At 37.3% G+C, this 17930-nt stretch carries 18 protein-coding genes; 15 read left to right on the top strand and 3 right to left on the bottom strand.

Going from position 1 to position 17930, the window contains the following annotated elements; all coding sequences use genetic code 11:
* Positions 1-12: 12 nt before the first annotated feature.
* From AACQ79_RS01050 to rfaD, 3 genes are all read right to left on the bottom strand, one after another.
* A complete protein-coding gene (locus AACQ79_RS01050) occupies positions 13-1251 on the bottom strand; it encodes an O-antigen ligase family protein (RefSeq protein WP_170899578.1) in 1239 nt (412 codons plus the stop codon).
* 16 nt (positions 1252-1267) lie between these two features.
* A complete protein-coding gene (locus AACQ79_RS01055; RefSeq protein ID WP_170899579.1) occupies positions 1268-3037 on the bottom strand; it encodes a polysaccharide deacetylase family protein in 1770 nt (589 codons plus the stop codon).
* A gap of 114 nt (positions 3038-3151) precedes the next feature.
* On the bottom strand, positions 3152-4093 hold the full coding sequence (rfaD, locus tag AACQ79_RS01060) for an ADP-glyceromanno-heptose 6-epimerase (protein ID WP_170899580.1): 942 nt from the start codon (positions 4091-4093) through the stop codon (positions 3152-3154).
* 372 nt (positions 4094-4465) lie between these two features.
* Between rfaD and AACQ79_RS01065 the strand changes: the two genes are divergently transcribed.
* The 15 genes from AACQ79_RS01065 to rffA all read left to right on the top strand — a co-directional run bounded on the left by AACQ79_RS01065 (position 4466) and on the right by rffA (position 17905).
* Complete coding sequence (locus tag AACQ79_RS01065) at positions 4466-5596, top strand: LPS O-antigen chain length determinant protein WzzB (RefSeq protein ID WP_339366729.1); 1131 nt, start codon at positions 4466-4468, stop codon at positions 5594-5596.
* A gap of 47 nt (positions 5597-5643) precedes the next feature.
* Positions 5644-6732 carry a dTDP-glucose 4,6-dehydratase gene (gene rfbB / locus AACQ79_RS01070; protein ID WP_170899582.1) on the top strand — a complete coding sequence of 363 codons (1089 nt, stop codon included), beginning with the start codon at positions 5644-5646 and terminating at the stop codon, positions 6730-6732.
* On the top strand, positions 6732-7619 hold the full coding sequence (gene rfbA / locus AACQ79_RS01075; RefSeq protein WP_170899583.1) for a glucose-1-phosphate thymidylyltransferase RfbA: 888 nt from the start codon (positions 6732-6734) through the stop codon (positions 7617-7619). Before rfbB ends, rfbA begins: the two co-directional genes overlap by 1 nt.
* Positions 7619-8500, top strand: a complete 882-nt coding sequence (rfbD, locus tag AACQ79_RS01080) for a dTDP-4-dehydrorhamnose reductase (RefSeq protein WP_170899584.1) — start codon at positions 7619-7621, stop codon at positions 8498-8500. Before rfbA ends, rfbD begins: the two co-directional genes overlap by 1 nt.
* Positions 8501-8504: 4 nt before the next feature.
* Complete coding sequence (rfbC, locus tag AACQ79_RS01085) at positions 8505-9059, top strand: dTDP-4-dehydrorhamnose 3,5-epimerase (protein WP_170899585.1); 555 nt, start codon at positions 8505-8507, stop codon at positions 9057-9059.
* A gap of 390 nt (positions 9060-9449) precedes the next feature.
* Positions 9450-9821, top strand: coding sequence for an ISAs1 family transposase (locus tag AACQ79_RS01090; RefSeq protein WP_272870527.1), 372 nt, complete (start codon positions 9450-9452; stop codon positions 9819-9821).
* A 15-nt stretch (positions 9822-9836) separates the two neighbouring features.
* Complete coding sequence (locus AACQ79_RS01095) at positions 9837-10214, top strand: ISAs1 family transposase (protein WP_274693729.1); 378 nt, start codon at positions 9837-9839, stop codon at positions 10212-10214.
* A gap of 137 nt (positions 10215-10351) precedes the next feature.
* Positions 10352-12175 carry a glucosamine 6-phosphate synthetase gene (locus AACQ79_RS01100; RefSeq protein ID WP_170899586.1) on the top strand — a complete coding sequence of 608 codons (1824 nt, stop codon included), beginning with the start codon at positions 10352-10354 and terminating at the stop codon, positions 12173-12175.
* A gap of 16 nt (positions 12176-12191) precedes the next feature.
* Positions 12192-13286 carry a glycosyltransferase gene (locus tag AACQ79_RS01105; protein WP_170899587.1) on the top strand — a complete coding sequence of 365 codons (1095 nt, stop codon included), beginning with the start codon at positions 12192-12194 and terminating at the stop codon, positions 13284-13286.
* An 80-nt stretch (positions 13287-13366) separates the two neighbouring features.
* Positions 13367-14065 (top strand): WbqC family protein, encoded by a 699-nt coding sequence (locus AACQ79_RS01110; protein ID WP_170899588.1) that lies wholly within the window; start codon positions 13367-13369, stop codon positions 14063-14065.
* Between the two features lie 2 nt (positions 14066-14067).
* Positions 14068-15000 (top strand): glycosyltransferase family 2 protein, encoded by a 933-nt coding sequence (locus AACQ79_RS01115; RefSeq protein WP_170899589.1) that lies wholly within the window; start codon positions 14068-14070, stop codon positions 14998-15000.
* 2 nt (positions 15001-15002) lie between these two features.
* Positions 15003-15653 (top strand): formyltransferase family protein, encoded by a 651-nt coding sequence (locus AACQ79_RS01120; RefSeq protein ID WP_170899590.1) that lies wholly within the window; start codon positions 15003-15005, stop codon positions 15651-15653.
* A gap of 111 nt (positions 15654-15764) precedes the next feature.
* Positions 15765-16142, top strand: coding sequence for an EamA family transporter (locus tag AACQ79_RS01125; protein ID WP_170899591.1), 378 nt, complete (start codon positions 15765-15767; stop codon positions 16140-16142).
* A complete protein-coding gene (locus tag AACQ79_RS01130) occupies positions 16143-16766 on the top strand; it encodes a class I SAM-dependent methyltransferase (protein WP_170899592.1) in 624 nt (207 codons plus the stop codon). It begins immediately after the preceding gene.
* Positions 16763-17905 carry a dTDP-4-amino-4,6-dideoxygalactose transaminase gene (gene rffA, locus AACQ79_RS01135; protein ID WP_170899593.1) on the top strand — a complete coding sequence of 381 codons (1143 nt, stop codon included), beginning with the start codon at positions 16763-16765 and terminating at the stop codon, positions 17903-17905. The genes AACQ79_RS01130 and rffA overlap by 4 nt, the downstream gene beginning before the upstream one ends.
* Positions 17906-17930: the final 25 nt, after the last annotated feature.

Consider the following 17930-nt stretch of genomic DNA (forward strand, 5'->3'; position numbering starts at 1 on the left):
TTCTGCTGCTCATCAGTTTGGCTGTTGAATGGCATTGTACTTTTCTATACGGACAAGGGCAAAAAAGGTCGCAAGCATAAAGCCATAGAATGCGCTGATTAAGTTGGCTTGTAATGGTGCTTCTGTTAAGCAAAAGAGCATGAACCCAGCGACAAAAACCGCACCTGTGTAACCCCAGAGACTATTGGTTTTCCTATAGTGTTGAGTAAAGACTACAAAAGGTACTGCAAGCATCATAATAATGGCAACTATACCTAATATTCCATTACTCGCGAGCATTTCGAAATATTGGCTATGAGCATGACCACGATTTAAATCTCGAGTGTATTCATTCACTTTACCTTCAGCATACAGTTGTTTATTAAGAGCTTCCCGTTCATTATAAGGTAGACCAATGAATGGACTTTGTTTAAATGCTTCTATTGCTGCTTTCCACAAATAGAGTCGAGTGCCAGTAGATATTGCCGCTTTTATATCCCCGGAAATAATATGAGACACTTCATAAGCTGTAAAATCTATTCGTTGTTTTACTGAATCGGAGTTCCAGTAAGTTGCTAACGATAGAGCAATAAAACCTACAATGACAGTTGATGTTAATTTTAGGTTTAGTTTTTTCCAATTTAGTACGGCACAAAATATTAGAAGTATAGGAATAGCAAAAATGGCACCACGGGTTAAAGTTAACGTTGTTGAAATGATTGAGGCGATAAATGCTAAAAATAATAAGACTCTATATTTGGATTTTTTTATAGATAAACATAAAGATAGAAATGCCAATGAGCATGCCAAGTAACCAAAGTTGATACTAAAGAGAAAACCGTCAACACGGGGCATATTGAGGATGAAAAATTGATAAATTGCAAGAACTAGCGTACCAATAGAACCAACTATTATTCCAATAGATAACCACTCATAGGCTTGTGCCGAGCGGAGGATGAAAGCTTTTCTGAACATTAAATAAATAGGAATACATAGCAATAAACGACTACCGCCTTGAAAGTACCTGAATGTACTGCCATCGACTATTGTGATTGGTAGGCTGGCGAAAAAGTAAGCACCAAGACAGCAGATGATCAGTAAGTCATATTTATTAAAATCACAATGAGTTCTGTTTTTAATTAGGTAGTAAATTGAAAACAAAACAGTAAGCGCGACAACGACAACACTAAAATTATTTGTTGATAGCAGTAATGCTGGCACTAAAAATAATGATAACAATGCAAAATTATTAATGGAAAGGTATTTGTTCATTCGTGGCTAGTTCTCATTATTTCATTGATTTTCTAAACGTATAATTACCACGTACCTTTCGCCACAAGCCAAATACATCTGTCTTCGGAAAAATGGCAATACGTCGGATTTGATACGGATCGTGGTGGACAGCTAAAGGACCACTGTTGGTTGCAACGGCAAATTGATAGCCTAACTCGCGCGCTAAGAGCTTTGAATCTTGATTATGGTCACCATACGGATACGCAAATGAAGTTAACGGTTTGCCAGTGATTGACTCTAGCTCACGCTTGTTCTGCTCAATTTCATTCTTTTGTTCTTCATACGAAAGTTTACTTAAGAATGGGTGGGAGAGAGTGTGCCCACCAATCTCTATGTAGCCAGAATCAGCCATTGCTTTAATCTGCTCGTTAGTCATAAGAGGGAAGGGCTTATCTGGGTTCTCGCTTGCCTCAACATCCCAACGGTTAAATTTTTCACCAGTGACAACATAGACAACGGCTTTGAAGTTATATTTTTTTAATAAAGGAAGCAGAAGTTCGTAATTGTCTTGATACCCATCATCAACCGTTAACATGATATAGCGCTTACTTGGTTCAAGGCGGTGTATCAGCCTTTTATCTACCAAGTCTTTAAACGTCAGAGTCTCAAAGCCCATGCGCTTGAGTAACTTGAAGTGTTTTTCAAGCATATTGATATGAAGATAAGTTCCATGCACACCTTTTTCACTATCATTTTTGATAAAGCGGTGATACATGATGATTGGCATCTCTTTACGCAGTTTTTCAACGTAAACCGTTTGGTAAATATCTTCTATTTGATCGACTATATTCGATAAGCTATAGCTATGCTTAATGATCTCGCTGACCTGTGGTGAGCAGTGCTTCATTTTCAACCCTTGCTCTACGTGTCGGCTAATTTGCGTAAAGTCAATATCGAGATCTTTAGGGCCGATGTCACCGAAATTGCTTGCCATGGCTGCAGTGATATTATTGTCATCGACAATACCAACTGCGCTAGCTTCACCTATTGCTAGTGTGGGTCTTCCACACAGCAAGGATTCCATTGCAACTCTACCCGCACCTATGACTAAGTCTGACTGGGCTAGTATTGAGACAACATCTTGTGAATAACCAAGAAAATGAACGTCAGAAGTAAACTTATCAAAACGCGCTTCAATTTTAGAGCCTGATATGACCTGAATATGGTAGTTCGCTGAGTCTAAACATTCATCGAGTAATCGATAGCAAAGCTCCCCTTTGGGGCCGGTTAACCTACCAATAATACTGATAACAGGTTTGCTATTTTGAGGAGCGTTTTGCCAAGCGAACTCTTGAGTTTCAATACCATTTCGACTAACAATTAGCGAATTTTGTGGAACATCCAATTCAGTAATGAGTTGTTGTTCAATGGCTTCACAAACCGGTAGGGCTTTGTCGCCCATTGCGTGAAATTTCTTGCGAGATGCGTGCACTGGCTGACGACCATGTACTGTTGTAACCATAGGTGTTCCGGTGATTTTACACGCAATATGACAACTCCAACTCGATGCTCTTGAGTGAGCATGCACTAACTGGATGTTATGCTTTTGTATCAGATAAATAAGATAGCCAACGTGCCAAAAACGGCGAGGAATACTACGCTTATTAAAGCGGAGTTTGTAGAATAACCCTTGATGTGACTTGGTTAGGGTGTCTGAAACGTAAAATACACGATGTCCTCTATTTGTCAGTTCATCGCCAACAGTTGTTGCGTACACTTCAGCCCCTGTGACTTCCAACTGGGACAAGGCCATCAAAATATTCATACATTCTCTTTATAGCTTGGTGAACTCTAAAAATGTCCCGCAGCCTTTCCTCTGGAAAAGCGACATTTGGTAAAGAGGGAGAAATATAACGTTAATTTCTCCCTCTTAAAATCACTAAGCGTTAATAATGCTCATATATTCAGCAACACCTTCAGCGACAGTTTTAAATTTGTGATCACAACCAGTGCTTCTGAGTTTACTCAAGTCAGCTTGAGTAAATTCTTGATACGCACCTTTTAAGTGTTCAGGGAATGGAATGGTTTCCACTTCACCTTTACCATGGTGTTTGATAACGGCCTTTGCAACTTCCTGGAAAGATTCGGCATTACCCGTACCTAGGTTATAAATGCCGGATACACCACTGTACATAAACCATAAGTTCACAGCAGCGACGTCACCAACGTAAACAAAATCACGTTGGAAGGTTTCACTGCCTGCAAACAGTTTAGGGTTTTCCCCTGCATTCATTTGGTTGTTAAGGTGAAAAGCAACAGAAGCCATAGAGCCTTTATGCTGTTCACGCGGACCATAAACATTGAAATAACGAAAACCAGTGACTTGAGAAAGCTTCTCGCCATGTTGCTGTGCATCTTGCCAAACGCGGCGTACATAGTTATCAAACTGCTGTTTTGAATAACCGTAAACGTTTAATGCACCTTCGTATTGTTTTTCCTCGACGAATGTGTCGGTATCGCCGTAAGTCGCAGCTGAAGAGGCATACAAAAATGGAATCTCACGCTCTAAGCAGTAATGAAGCAACTCTTTAGAGTATTCATAGTTATTGAGCATGATGTATTTACCATCCCACTCGGTGGTCGCAGAGCAAGCACCTTCATGGAATACCGCTTCAATAGGGCCGAAATCATCACCAGCCATAACCTGAGCAAGAAAGTCATCACGGTCCATATAGTCAGCAATATCAAGGTCGACCAAGTTTTGAAACTTACGACCATTTTTAAGGTTGTCGACAACAAGAATGTCGCTAATGCCTTTTTCATTAAGTGCTTTGATTATGTTGCTGCCAATCATGCCAGCGCCGCCAGTTACGATGATCATAGATTTGTCCTGAATAAATGTTAGCTACATGGGAGTATAACATTTCAAGAAGCATTAGGAAGAGTGGCATAGATGAAGCACCAGCTGGTTGCAGAGTGAGCAATTGCTGTTGTTGATATGTCGGTTTCATCACAGTTATTTCGAGTAGTTAAAAAAATGGAGTTTAGATTGGATAAGATAACGGGCTGTAAAAATGACTTCATTCTGAGTGATTTAAGAGCTCGCTATCTGACTATCGCTACTTTGGTATGATTAAGGTACAATTTCGCCAATTAATGCAGTGACTAACTGCTACACAAGATGAAGTATTATCGTATTGGGGCCATACCCAAGGGCGGTAGCATACCTAAATGTCAGAAAAAAGGGAAATTTGTGAACAAGCATTACCAATCATCCAACCCAAATCCTTCTCACCCACAAATTCCAAGCTTTTATGAGCAGAATGATGAAATTGATCTCAAAGAGCTTTTTATCGCTCTTTGGCAAGGGAAGTGGATTATTATTTTAACTACCTTAGTGTTTGCGATTGGTACTATTACTTATGCGCTAACGGCGCAGGAATGGTGGAGCAGTAGTGCAAAAATTGCGGTACCACAGGTTCAAGATTTTAGGGAATATCAGTCTCAAGTTAAGCAATACCAACCGATTTTTGACGTTTACCAAGAAGACGGTACGATGTTGGTGAATAACTATTTAGATGGTTTAGTTATGCCTCAACAGCTATTTCAGTCATTTGTCATGGCTTTTGAGTCGAATAAAAATAAACGTGATTTTTTAGACAGCAATGCTGTCTTTCAAAATTTCAAGAATAAGTTGGATGCCGATGCCGATGCCGATGAGGCTACCCGTCGTTTATATAATGAATGGTTTAGTAAACTAACTATTTCACAACCTGATAAAAACAATAAAAATATTATTGAGCTAAAGGTTCAGGCAACAACAAAACTAGATAGTTATAATATGTTACAAAACTATATTGATTATATTAGTTATATTGTGCGCTTAGATGCTTTGCAAAACCTAAATGCCATTATTAACACTAAAAAGAATGAGTTATTACAGCAAAAAACAGCACTTTCTTTACAAGCGAAGCAAAACCTTGAAGTTGAAATTCAACGTGCTGAGTATGCACTGCAAATAGCAACAGCAGCAAAGGTTAATACACCAGTACAAAACTTAGGCGAGAAAGAGATTTTTTCAATTAACCTAGGAAGCACTGCCATTGAAGCAAAAATAAATGCGTTAAAAACGATATCAAACTTGAGCGTTATTGAACCGCGTTTACAGCAGATAGACTCAAAACTAACGCTAATTAACGACACAAAAATAAACCCTGGTATAGAATTTGCTGCATTTCAATATTTAGATGACGTGCAAATGCCATTAAACAGAGATAAACCCAAACGAGCACTTATTGCAGTGTTAGGCGCACTGTTAGGTGGAATGTTGGGTGTAGCGATTGTGTTGGTTAGGTTTGCGTTTAGAAGAGAAGAAAGTGCTTAGAGCAATAGCTCCTAGATATTTAAGATCTTTGTTATTCAGGAAAAAATATGAAAATTCTCGTTACTGGCGGTGCAGGTTTTATCGGCTCAGCTGTTATTCGTCACATCATAAATGATACATCTGACAGTGTAATCAACGTAGACAAGCTCACCTATGCTGGAAACTTAGAGTCACTTGTTGAAATCGATTCGAATGAACGTTACGCGTTCGAGCAAGTAGATATTTGCAACCGAACCGAACTTGACCGTGTTTTTGCTGAGCATAAACCAGATGCGGTAATGCACCTAGCTGCTGAATCGCATGTTGACCGTTCAATTACTGGCCCCGCGGCGTTTATCGAAACCAATATTGTCGGAACTTATACCCTGTTAGAAGCGACACGCGAGTACTGGAATACACTTGAAGAACGTGCAAAAGCAGAATTTCGCTTTCACCACATTTCTACTGATGAGGTCTACGGTGACCTTCCACATCCTGATGAAGTGGAAAGTGGGGCTGAGTTGCCAATGTTCTTAGAGACAACATCTTATGCGCCATCAAGCCCATACTCTGCGTCAAAAGCATCAAGCGATCACCTAGTTCGTGCATGGCTACGTACCTACGGCTTGCCAACCATGGTTACCAACTGTTCAAACAACTATGGTCCTTACCACTTCCCTGAAAAATTAATCCCATTAGTAATTTTAAATGCTTTGGAAGGAAAAGCTCTTCCTATCTATGGCAAAGGCGACCAGATCCGCGATTGGTTGTTTGTCGAAGACCATGCAAGAGCGCTCTATAAAGTTGTGACAGAAGGTAAAGTGGGCGAAACCTACAATATCGGAGGCCACAACGAGAAGAAAAACATCGAGGTTGTAAATACTATTTGTGAAATCTTAGACACATTAGTACCTAAAGAGTCAGCATATGCAGAGCAGATTACATATGTACAAGATCGCCCAGGTCATGACCGCCGTTACGCCATTGACTCATCGAAAATGCAACGTGAGCTAGGTTGGTCACCAGAGGAGACGTTTGAAACTGGTCTTCGTAAAACGGTGCAATGGTATTTAGATAATTCTACGTGGTGCCAAAATGTACAAGATGGCAGTTACCAACGAGAGCGATTAGGTGTAGTAACTGGTGAGGTAAAGTAATGAAAGGTATTGTTCTTGCAGGCGGTTCTGGTACGCGTTTATACCCGTTGACTCGCGGTGTTTCAAAGCAACTCTTGCCGATTTACGATAAACCAATGGTGTTTTACCCAATATCGACATTAATGCTAGCTGGCATTAAAGATATTTTGATTATTACCACACCAGAAGACAATGCTGGTTTTAAGCGTTTACTTGGTGATGGCTCTGATTTCGGTATTAACCTTGAGTACGCGATTCAGCCAAGTCCTGACGGTTTGGCACAAGCTTTCATCATTGGTGAAGAGTTCATTGGTGATGACAGTGTATGTTTAGTGCTGGGTGATAATATCTTCTATGGTCAATCTTTTTCGAAAACACTACAAAGTGCCGCTTCGAGAGAGTCGGGCGCGACTGTGTTCGGTTACCAAGTGAAAGACCCTGAGCGCTTTGGTGTCGTTGAATTTGACGAAAATATGAAGGCTGTATCTATCGAAGAGAAACCGGAAAAACCAAAATCTAATTATGCTGTCACTGGCTTATATTTCTATGATAACCGAGTGGTTGAAATGGCAAAGCAAGTGAAGCCATCTCACCGTGGTGAACTAGAAATTACCACGCTTAACGAAATGTACCTTAATGATGGTTCGCTGAACGTGGAGTTATTAGGCCGTGGCTTTGCTTGGTTAGATACAGGCACTCATGAAAGCCTTCACGAAGCATCCTCTTTTGTACAAACCATCGAGAATGTTCAAGGTTTAAAAGTTGCCTGTTTAGAAGAGATAGCTTGGCGTAATGGTTGGTTGAGTGATGAGCAAGTTCTAAAGCTTGCCAAACCGATGATGAAAAACGAATACGGGCAATATTTAACCCGCTTGATTGAAGGTACAATGAAAAAGGTGACTAACTAATGCGAGTACTTATTACCGGTAGTCATGGTCAGGTTGGGTATTGCCTGACTCAACAACTTGCCAAGCTTGAAAACACAGAAGTACTCGCACTTGATAAAGAGCGCCTTGATATCACCAATCAAGATGCGGTAAATACAACAGTGAAAGAATTTCAGCCTACCATCATCATTAACGCTGCAGCACATACAGCAGTTGATAAAGCTGAAGAGCAAGTGGAGCTTTCGTATGCGATTAATCGTGATGGTCCAAAGTTTCTAGCGCAAGCTGCGCAAGAAATAGGTGCTGTGATATTACATATCTCTACCGATTATGTGTTCGAAGGGAATAAACAGGGGGAGTACGAAGAAACTGACCACACAAACCCTCAGGGTGTTTACGGAAAAAGTAAACTTGCTGGTGAACTTGCTGTAGCGAAAGCTTGTGAGAAGCACATCATTCTTCGAACAGCTTGGGTATTTGGTGAAAATGGCAATAACTTTGTGAAAACCATGCTTCGCTTAGGAGCAACTCGTGATGCATTAAGCATTGTTGGAGACCAATTTGGTGGTCCTACGTATGCAGGTGATATTGCTGATGCACTCATTCAAATAGCAAAATGCATTATAAAAGGCGATGAAGTTGAATATGGTATCTACCATTACTCGGGTCTTCCTCATGTGAGTTGGTATGAATTTGCAGAGGCTATTTTTAATGAAGCACACGAGCAAGGTATTACGACAAAAAAACCAAGCTTAACTAGCATTTCGACTGCTCAGTACCCAACACCAGCAAAACGTCCAAGTAACTCGCGACTTAGTACTAAGAAAATCAAGCATGCATTTTCTATTAAAGCAAGTGATTGGAAGGCAGCTCTAAACAACATTAAAGCCTACACGGAATAATAATATGAAAGTAATTGATACTAAAATCCCTGATGTGAAAATTATTGAGCCAACGGTGTTCGGTGATGAGCGTGGCTTCTTTATGGAAACATGGAACCAAGCAAAATTCGAAGAATTAGTTACCGGAAAACCAACAAGTTTTGTTCAAGATAACCATTCTAAGTCGAAAAAAGGAATTTTACGAGGTTTACATTACCAAACAGAAAATACACAAGGTAAGTTAGTGCGTGTTGTTTCTGGTGAGGTGTTTGATGTAGCTGTTGATTTAAGAAAAAGTTCAGCAACCTTTGGGCAATGGGTAGGTGTTTACCTTTCAGCAGAAAACAAGTGCCAACTATGGGTGCCGGAAGGTTTTGCCCATGGTTTTTATGTAACTAGCGATGAAGCTGAGTTTGTTTATAAATGTACAGATTATTATGACCCTTCGAGTGAAGTTTCAATTCTTTGGAATGATCCTGAAATTGGGGTTGAATGGCAGTCAGTAGATGGGGGGGGGCCCCAATTATCTGATAAAGATGCAGAAGGCTTTTCTTTCAAAAATGCGCCTAAATTTGATTAATAGGCAAAATTAGTATCAGGGCTCGCGCATGTTATTGGCGCACTTTCTCTTCGATTTTCGTAATAAAATTTTAAGAAACAGGTTGAACTAGCGAACTAGGCGTGATCTTATACTGTTTATTACAAAGCAGGATAAGCCGAACATGAATTATATGGAATTTAAAGAGCATTTTAGCATATTGAGTGATACCCGGCAGGAAAGAAAAACGACTTATAACCAGGGAAAATTCACGAACATGCCCATGTTTAAAGGGTTCGTGACGTATTGAGTTCTCAATTTTTGAATTTCACTCGTTAGCGTTATCACATAACAATCAATTGCCTGATGATCGATTTGACGATCATTTTCAGTGTTTTCTAATACCTCCATAGATAAATTGGAGGTCCAACAATGAGTAACCAGCACCCATTTATGCATTTTGATGTTATCCCAGATTACCGACAACAAGGCAAAGTCGAGCATAAGTTAACCGATATCATTCTGTTAACAATTTGTGCTATGCTTTCTGGTCAAGACGACTGGAAAGCGATTAGCCTTTACGGTGAAGCTAAGTTGGATTTCTTGAAGCGATTTGGCGATTTTAGTCAAGGCGTTCCCTCAACATCGACAATAGCAAGAACGATGGGAATGATAAGTGCGAGTCGATTACATGAATGGATGAAAGATTGTTGTAAGTTGACCAAAGGTGAGGTGGTTGCCATTGATGGCAAGATAGCACACAGGAAAAATCGCGTGGCAGACAAGAAACAAGACTGGCTCTAACGAACAAGGATTTAAGTGTTCTTTGACTGGCCCGAGCTAAAAAGAATGGGTATTGTTGTTTCTGTGAGACAAGAAGAAGCGGTGGCGAAAGAGTCAGAAATCACGGTGAGATACTACATTAGTTCGAAGGATTTAAATGCTAAGGAATTGTTAAATGCAACGCGTTCACATTGGTTGGTCGAGGCGATGCATTGGTCCCTCGATAACTCATTTGGTGAAGATGCTTGCCGAAAAAGAGCGAAGGAGAGTGCCGAAAATTTCGCAAGGATCAGACAGATGTGTTTAAACATGTTGAAGAGTGAAACGACTTTGAAAGCGAGCATTAAACACAAAAGAGCGATGTGTGCGATGGATTCTGAGTACCTTTTGAAGGTTCTGGCGAGCCTTTATTGACGGGGATGTTCATGAATTTTCCGTGTAGCATGATCCTGATTTCATCGAAAATCAAGCATCTTCAATGATCACGGGTATAGAAATTATTAATATTATTATAGACCGAATTTTACAAATTTTTTTTAAGGTATAAGCTGATGTGTGGCATTTTTGGAATTATTTCTGAATCAAAAATAAATATAAAAGATTTAAACGTACTTGTTAAGCACTCAAAACAAAGGGGACAAGATTCCAGTGGATTGATAACCTTTTCTGACAATCAATATAATGTATATAGAGCTGATTATAATGTTGATAAGTTAAAAAGAAAGGTTGCCTTGGATGAAACGAATGTTATTTTTGGTCATAGTCGTTTAATTACAAATGGTCAAGAAGATAATCAACCTGTAGTCAAGAAAAACCTTATGACAATTCATAATGGTATTATTGTTAATGATGATTCTATTTGGAGTGAATTGTCTAGTAAGCGTGAGCTTAAAATTGATTCAGAAGTTATACTAGGAATAGTTGAAGACGAGCTGGATAATGGTACGCAAGTTAATGATTTATCGAAAAAAGTACTAAGTCGTTGCCTAGGTGTCATCTCATGTGCGTTGTTTATTCCAGAAATTGGCAAAGTCGTTCTTTTTTCCAATAATGGAAGCCTTTATCTTGGAGATAAAGATGGGACGAAATATTTTGCATCAGAATCATATGCACTAAATTTGCTTGGGTGTAATGATGTTGAACAAATAATTAATGAATGTCTTGTTTTAGATATACCGACTTCTAAACAGAGCATGAAAGTACAAGATTTTAAAGGTAGAGAAGTAGATTTAGTTCCAGAGTTGAAATTTAGGCCAGAAGAAGCGTTATTAGAATATCATAAGCATGACCTAAAAAGGTGTACTAAATGTATATTGCCGGAAACAATGCCATATATTAAGTTTGATAATGATGGGGTGTGTAATTATTGTAATAATTATAAGCTACGTAACGTTCCAAAACCTAAAGACAACCTTTTTGAATTAGTAAAACCGTATAGAAGACCCGGTAACCAGCTTGATTGCTTGGTTCCATTTTCTGGGGGACGTGATAGCTGTTATAGCCTTCATTTGATCGTCAACGAACTAAAAATGAAACCAATAACTTATACGTATGATTGGGGAATGGTTACCGATTTAGGGCGAAGAAACATAAGCAGAATGTGTTCGCAATTGGGTGTTGAGAATATAATTGTTGCAGCTGATATTACTAAGAAAAGAAAAAATATTTCCATGAATTTGAAAGCATGGTTAAAGTCGCCACACTTAGGCATGATGAGCATACTCACCGCTGGTGATAAGCATTTCTTTAGATACTTGGAGAGAATTAAGCAGCAAACTGGTATTAATTTGAATATGTGGGGCGCAAACCCTCTAGAAGTAACACACTTTAAAACTGGATTTTTAGGTATAGCACCTGATTTTGCACAAGAACAAGTATATTCAAATGGCTTAATGAAACAGATTCATTATCAGCGTAAGCGTTTTGGCGCAATGATGGACAGCCCAAGCTATTTTAACTCTTCTCTGTGGGATACGTTATCTGGGGAGTACCACCGCAGTTGTACAAAGAAGCAAGATTATTATCAAGTATATGACTACTGGCACTGGGATGAAAATATTATTGACAGTACGCTTTTAAATGAATATGACTGGGAAAAGGCTATTGATACTGATACTACTTGGCGCATCGGTGATGGTACTGCTGCTTTTTACAATTATGTCTACTACACCGTTGCTGGCTTTACAGAACATGATACATTCCGTAGCAATCAAATCCGAGAAGGTGATATTACCAGGGAAGAAGCTCTTGCTTTGGTTGAAAAAGAAAATCGACCTAGATATCCAAATATTCGTTGGTATTTAGATACCTTAGGAATAGATTTCAAAGAAGCTATAGATATTGTAAATAAGATACCAAAAATGTATAAAGTCTAAAATTTAAGTGATATTTATGAATAAGATATTATACTTAACAGTGGTTGATAAAAATAATGAACCAGGTATATACAAGAAAGTTACAGCTCAAACTAAAGCTTTGAGAAAGTTGGGTTGCAAAGTTGATATAACTTACCTAGATGGTGAACAATTCAAGGTCAATGATGATTCATTAGGGAAAGAGAAACAATCACATTTAATTAGGCTGAAGAATCGCTTCGTTTATCCCAAAGCTTTATGTAATTATCTGACCGATCCAAGCAATCATTATGACGTTGTATATATTAGGAAAAGCTTTATAAATGGCTCATTCATAAATGCATTGAAGGTAATAAAAGGGCGAGGTACTAAAGTCGTATTAGAAGTACCTACTTACCCTTACCGAAATGAGCTGAACTTTATAAATAAGGTTCTTTATACATGGGAGTACTGTCACCTTGGAATGCTAAAGGCTTGTGTAGATCTAGTTACATATATTGGTGTCGAAGATCTTGATGTGTTCAATATTCCTAGCATCAGGTTTTATAATGGAATAGATGTAAGTTCTGTGAAAGTCAAGCAGGATAATATTGATAATAAAACAATACGTTTTATCGCTGTTGCTAATTTAGCTGAATGGCATGGATATGAACGTTTTTTTGTTGCAATGGCTAACTGTTCTGAAAATGTTGAATTCCATATCGTTGGAGAAGGGCCTGCTTTGGCTACGTTAAAAAAATCAGCTAAAGAGTTGGGAGTAGAGTCATCGGTATATTTCCATGGTAATAAGTTAGGACGAGAATTAGATAGCCTATTTGACTTATGTCATATTGGAGTCGACTCATTAGCTATGTATAAAGCAAACTTATTCGTGTCCAGTTCGTTAAAGACAAGGGAGTATGCAGCTCGAGGTATTCCTTTTATTTTAGGGTGTGAAGACCGAGATTTTAAAGAGAATTGCCAGTTTGTCTACAATGTACCAAACGATGATAGTGAGATAGATATACAAGATATAGTTAAATGGTATAATTATTCTAATTTTAATAAGAGTATGATTAGAGACTTTGCCCAAGAAAATTTAGATTGGAGCGGGATAATGAAACCTATTAAATCTAAGATTTTTGACTATTAAAGACTTCTTGCAGCGCGCTAACCAATTCGACGGGTACAGAACCATATATTGCATATTATTGATTTATGATGGGTTACGAAATGAGAAAAAAAGTCGCAATATTACAATCCAACTATATTCCTTGGAAAGGTTACTTTGATTTAATTGCTTCTGTCGATGAGTTTATCCTTTACGATGATATGCAATATACCAAAAGAGATTGGCGAAATAGAAACAAAATAAAAACGTCTGATGGAGTGAGATGGTTATCAATTCCTATTGAAGTAAAAGGGAAGTATTTTCAATCCATTCAAGATACTAAAGTCAGTGATAAAATTTGGATAAAAAAGCACTGGAATAGCATTTGTCAAAATTATTCAAAAACAAGATATTTTAGTCACTATAAGTCTTTATTTGAAGATCTTTATTTGGGTAGTACAGATGATTCTCTAAGTGTAATTAATCATAGATTTATTGTAGCAATCAATGAGATTTTAGGTATAACGACAAAACTAACTTGGTCCAATGCTTTTGTATTGACTGATGGTCAAAGTGAACGGCTACTTAAGTTGTGTAAAGACTGTGGAGCCAATGAATATATTAGTGGACCGGCAGCTAAAGACTATTTAGACGAATCATTATTTGAAGAGAATAATATTAAAGTTACGTGGATGGATTATTCTGGATACCCTGAATACGAGCAACGATTTCCACCTTTTGAGCACGGAGTTACCATATTAGATTTAATCTTTAATGAGGGGCCTAATGCTTACAAATATATGAAAGGTGCTAAGAAGTAATTATGGAACTTTCAGTTGTAATACCTGTTTATGGTGCGTGTGAAAGTTTAGATGAACTAATATCTAGACTAACGAGTACATTGAAAACTAAAACAAATGATTTTGAAATTATATTGGTAAATGATGCTAGTCCTGATCGTTCATGGGAAACTATTAAAGAACATGCGTTAATTGAACCACGAGTTAAGGGAATAAACTTATCTCGTAATTTCGGTCAGCATAGGGCTATAAATGCTGGCTTAGCACATAGCCAAGGTAGATGGGTAGTTGTTATGGATTGTGATCTTCAGGACCAGCCTGAAGATATTTGTATATTATATGAAAAAGCATTAGAAGGTTTTGATGTTGTTTTTGGAAAACGAACAGAACGGAAAGACTCGTTTTTAAAGAAGTTATCATCAAAAGTATTTTACCGAGTATATGATTACTTGACTGGCTACATTACAGATCATTCTATAGCGAATTTTAGTATCATATCTAGGAAAGTCGTCAATAGTTATCTTCTTATGAAAGAACAGCACAAGCCTTATGGTTATTTCGTTAATTGGCTAGGCTTCAAACGTGTAAATATTGATGTTAATCATGCTCAAAGGCCACAAGGTCATAGTTCTTATACATTTAAAAAACTATTACAGCTAGCCTCTGATAATATTATTTCTCAATCAAACAAACCACTGAGAATGTCGATAAAATTTGGCTTTTCTATGTCATTATTTTCGATGCTCTACTCCGTTTATCTTGTTTTTCAATATTTAATTAATGATATTCCTGTTGCAGGATGGACTAGTGTTATGGTTTCTATTTATTTTGTATCAGGGATCATTTTAGCAAATTTAGGTTTTGTAGGTTTGTATATCGGAAAGGTATTTGATGAAACTAAAGGGCGACCTATGTATGTCGTGGATGAATTGACTTTCAACAAAGATGATAATTAATAATGAAACTATGCTTTTTGGCCTCGGGTGGTGGGGGGAATTTTAAGTTTTTCCATCTTGCGCAAAAATATTCAATCATAAATAATATAGAGTTATACTTGATTGCAGATAGAGATTGCCCTTCACTACAATATGCAAGAACACATGATATCAAAAACTTAATAATAAATTATCAACAAGATAATAATGAAGATTTAAAAAAAGCACTAAATGATATTAATCCAGATGTCATAGTTAGTAATTGGAATAAAATTATTGATAAGGAGATAGTATCTTTATATCATAACAAAATAATTAATTTACATTATTCTATTTTACCACTTTTCCCTGGTTTAATTGGAGTTGCCCCCATCGAAGCTGCGTATAGACATAACTGCAAATATACAGGTGTAACATGTCATATCGTTGATGAAGGCGTAGATACCGGTGAAATAATAGGGCAGAGTATAGTTAAAATCGACTCTAATATTGATGTGATAATTCAAAAGGTTTTCCGTAACGGGTGCTTAGTTTTGTTAAACAGTGTTCAACTATTAACAGGGAAAACTCTAATTAGATATACTGTAAGAGAGAGTCATGAATTTTCTCCTTCGCTTAATTTCGATGATTCAGATTTTTCTTTGGGTTTTTGGGTTGATTTATCAAAAATATAATTGTGAAACCTTAAAATAAAAGAGTAAAAATGAGTCTAATCCATTTTGTATTGTTGTAAGTGATATTCTTATTGACAGTTTTTTCTTCAAATATTAAATAATGAGTTTGATATGAAATTTTTCAGTAGTCATATATACATATTTAGTATGATTTTTTTTACTGTTTATAGCCAGTTGATTATAAAATGGAAATCATCATTATTAAATGACTTGCCAATTGATAATCTAGATAGGATAATTTTCCTTATTAAGGTCTTATTAAATCCCTGGATTATATCAAGTATCATGGCTACGTTATTCGCAGGTATATCATGGATGTTAGCTATGTCAAAGTTTGAGATCGGCTATGCTTATCCATGGATAAGTTTGAATTTTGTATTAATGTTATTATTTGGTGTGTTTTTATTTGGTGAGCAATTAACAATTAGTAAGGTCATTGGTACAGTAATCATTATTTTTGGTATAACGATTTTAGTTTCGGATAAGTAGATGTCACAAATAACAACTGGTTTAAGAAAGATTTTAAGCTATCCATGGGTTTATGATTTATTACAAAATGTTATGGGAGCTAAATCATTTAGGAAAAAGTTTGTCTTGAACTATTTGAATAGTGACAAGACTATTCGAATACTAGACATTGGTTGTGGAACCGCTCGAATTTTGGAATTACTAAATAACGTAGAGTACGTAGGTTTTGATTTGTCCGAGCAATATATTGCTGAAGCGAAGAAACGGTATCACGGGAAAAGAACGTTTCATTGCGCGTTAGTTACTGAAACTAATGTAAGCAATTACGAAAAGTTTGATGTCGTTTTGGCCTTAGGCTTAATGCATCACCTTAGTGATGAAGAGGTTAAAGCCCTAGCTCAACTAGCTAAAAGTTCGTTAAAAACCACTGGAAAACTAATTACCGTTGATCCTGCTTACTCACCTTCTCAGAATTTTATTTCTCGCTATTTAGTAAGTAAAGATCGTGGCCAGAATGTCCGTGACGAAAGTGGTTATTCTGCGTTACTTAAAGAAAAATTTCAAACTGTAAAGTCCATTGTTAGTCATCAAAAGTGGGTGCCTTATACGCACTGTATTATAGTCTCACAGAATGAAGATGTATGAAAAAAATTCCGTTTAACAAACCTGCCATCACTGGTCAAGAAGAGAAGTATATTTCACAGGCAATCGCTTCTAATCATCTATCTGGTGATGGAGTGTTTACTAAAAAATGTCACCATTGGTTTGAAGAGCATTTGCAGTGTGAGAAAGCACTTCTAACTCCCAGCTGCACAGCTGCGCTTGAAATGTCTGCTATCTTAATTGATATTCAGCCGGGTGATGAAGTAATTATGCCTAGCTATACTTTTGTTTCTACAGCTAATGCTTTTGTTTTGCGTGGGGCTAAGATTGTTTTTGTTGATATTCGGCCAGATACGATGAATATTGATGAACATCTCATTGAAGCTGCTATCACTTCAAAAACAAAAGCTATTGTTCCTGTGCATTATGCTGGTGTGGCCTGCGAAATGGACTCCATTATGGCAATAGCAGAAAAGTACAACTTGTTTGTTGTTGAAGATGCGGCCCAAGCGATGATGGCTAGCTATAAAGGCAAACCATTAGGCACCATTGGCCATATTGGTACCTATAGTTTCCATGAGACTAAAAATTTCACTAGTGGTGGTGAAGGTGGGTTATTGATAATAAATCACCCTGAGTTTGTAGAACGAGCTGAATTCATAAGAGAAAAAGGTACTAATAGGAACAAGTTCTTCCGTGGTGCTGTTGATAAATATACATGGGTTGATGTAGGTAGCAGTTACTTACCTAGTGAGTTACAAGCTGCTTACTTATGGGCACAATTGAATAATTCTAATATTATTAATAATAAACGACGAGAGCTGTGGGATCGCTATTACCAACAACTATCATCTTTATTGACGAATGAAAACATATCATTTGCTAAAGTACCGGAGTATTGTGAGCATAATGCCCACATTTTTTATCTTAAACTCGAGAATGAGCAGGTACGTCAATCTTTGATCGAATATCTTGACTGTCAGGGGGTTAACAGCGTTTTTCATTATGTACCGTTGCATTCATCTGATGCTGGGATGGTATTTGGCTATTTTTCTGGTCATGACCAATATACAACTAGTGAAAGTGAGAAACTACTAAGGCTGCCTATGAATTTTAGCCTAACAACTGAACAAGTAGATTTTATTTCTAATGCTATTTTAGATTATTTTAATATTAAATAGCCATTTCGACTAATTATATTTGGTA

Source organism: Vibrio sp. 3-2(1) (assembly GCF_963887575.1).
In the GTDB taxonomy this organism is placed as follows: domain Bacteria; phylum Pseudomonadota; class Gammaproteobacteria; order Enterobacterales; family Vibrionaceae; genus Vibrio; species Vibrio anguillarum.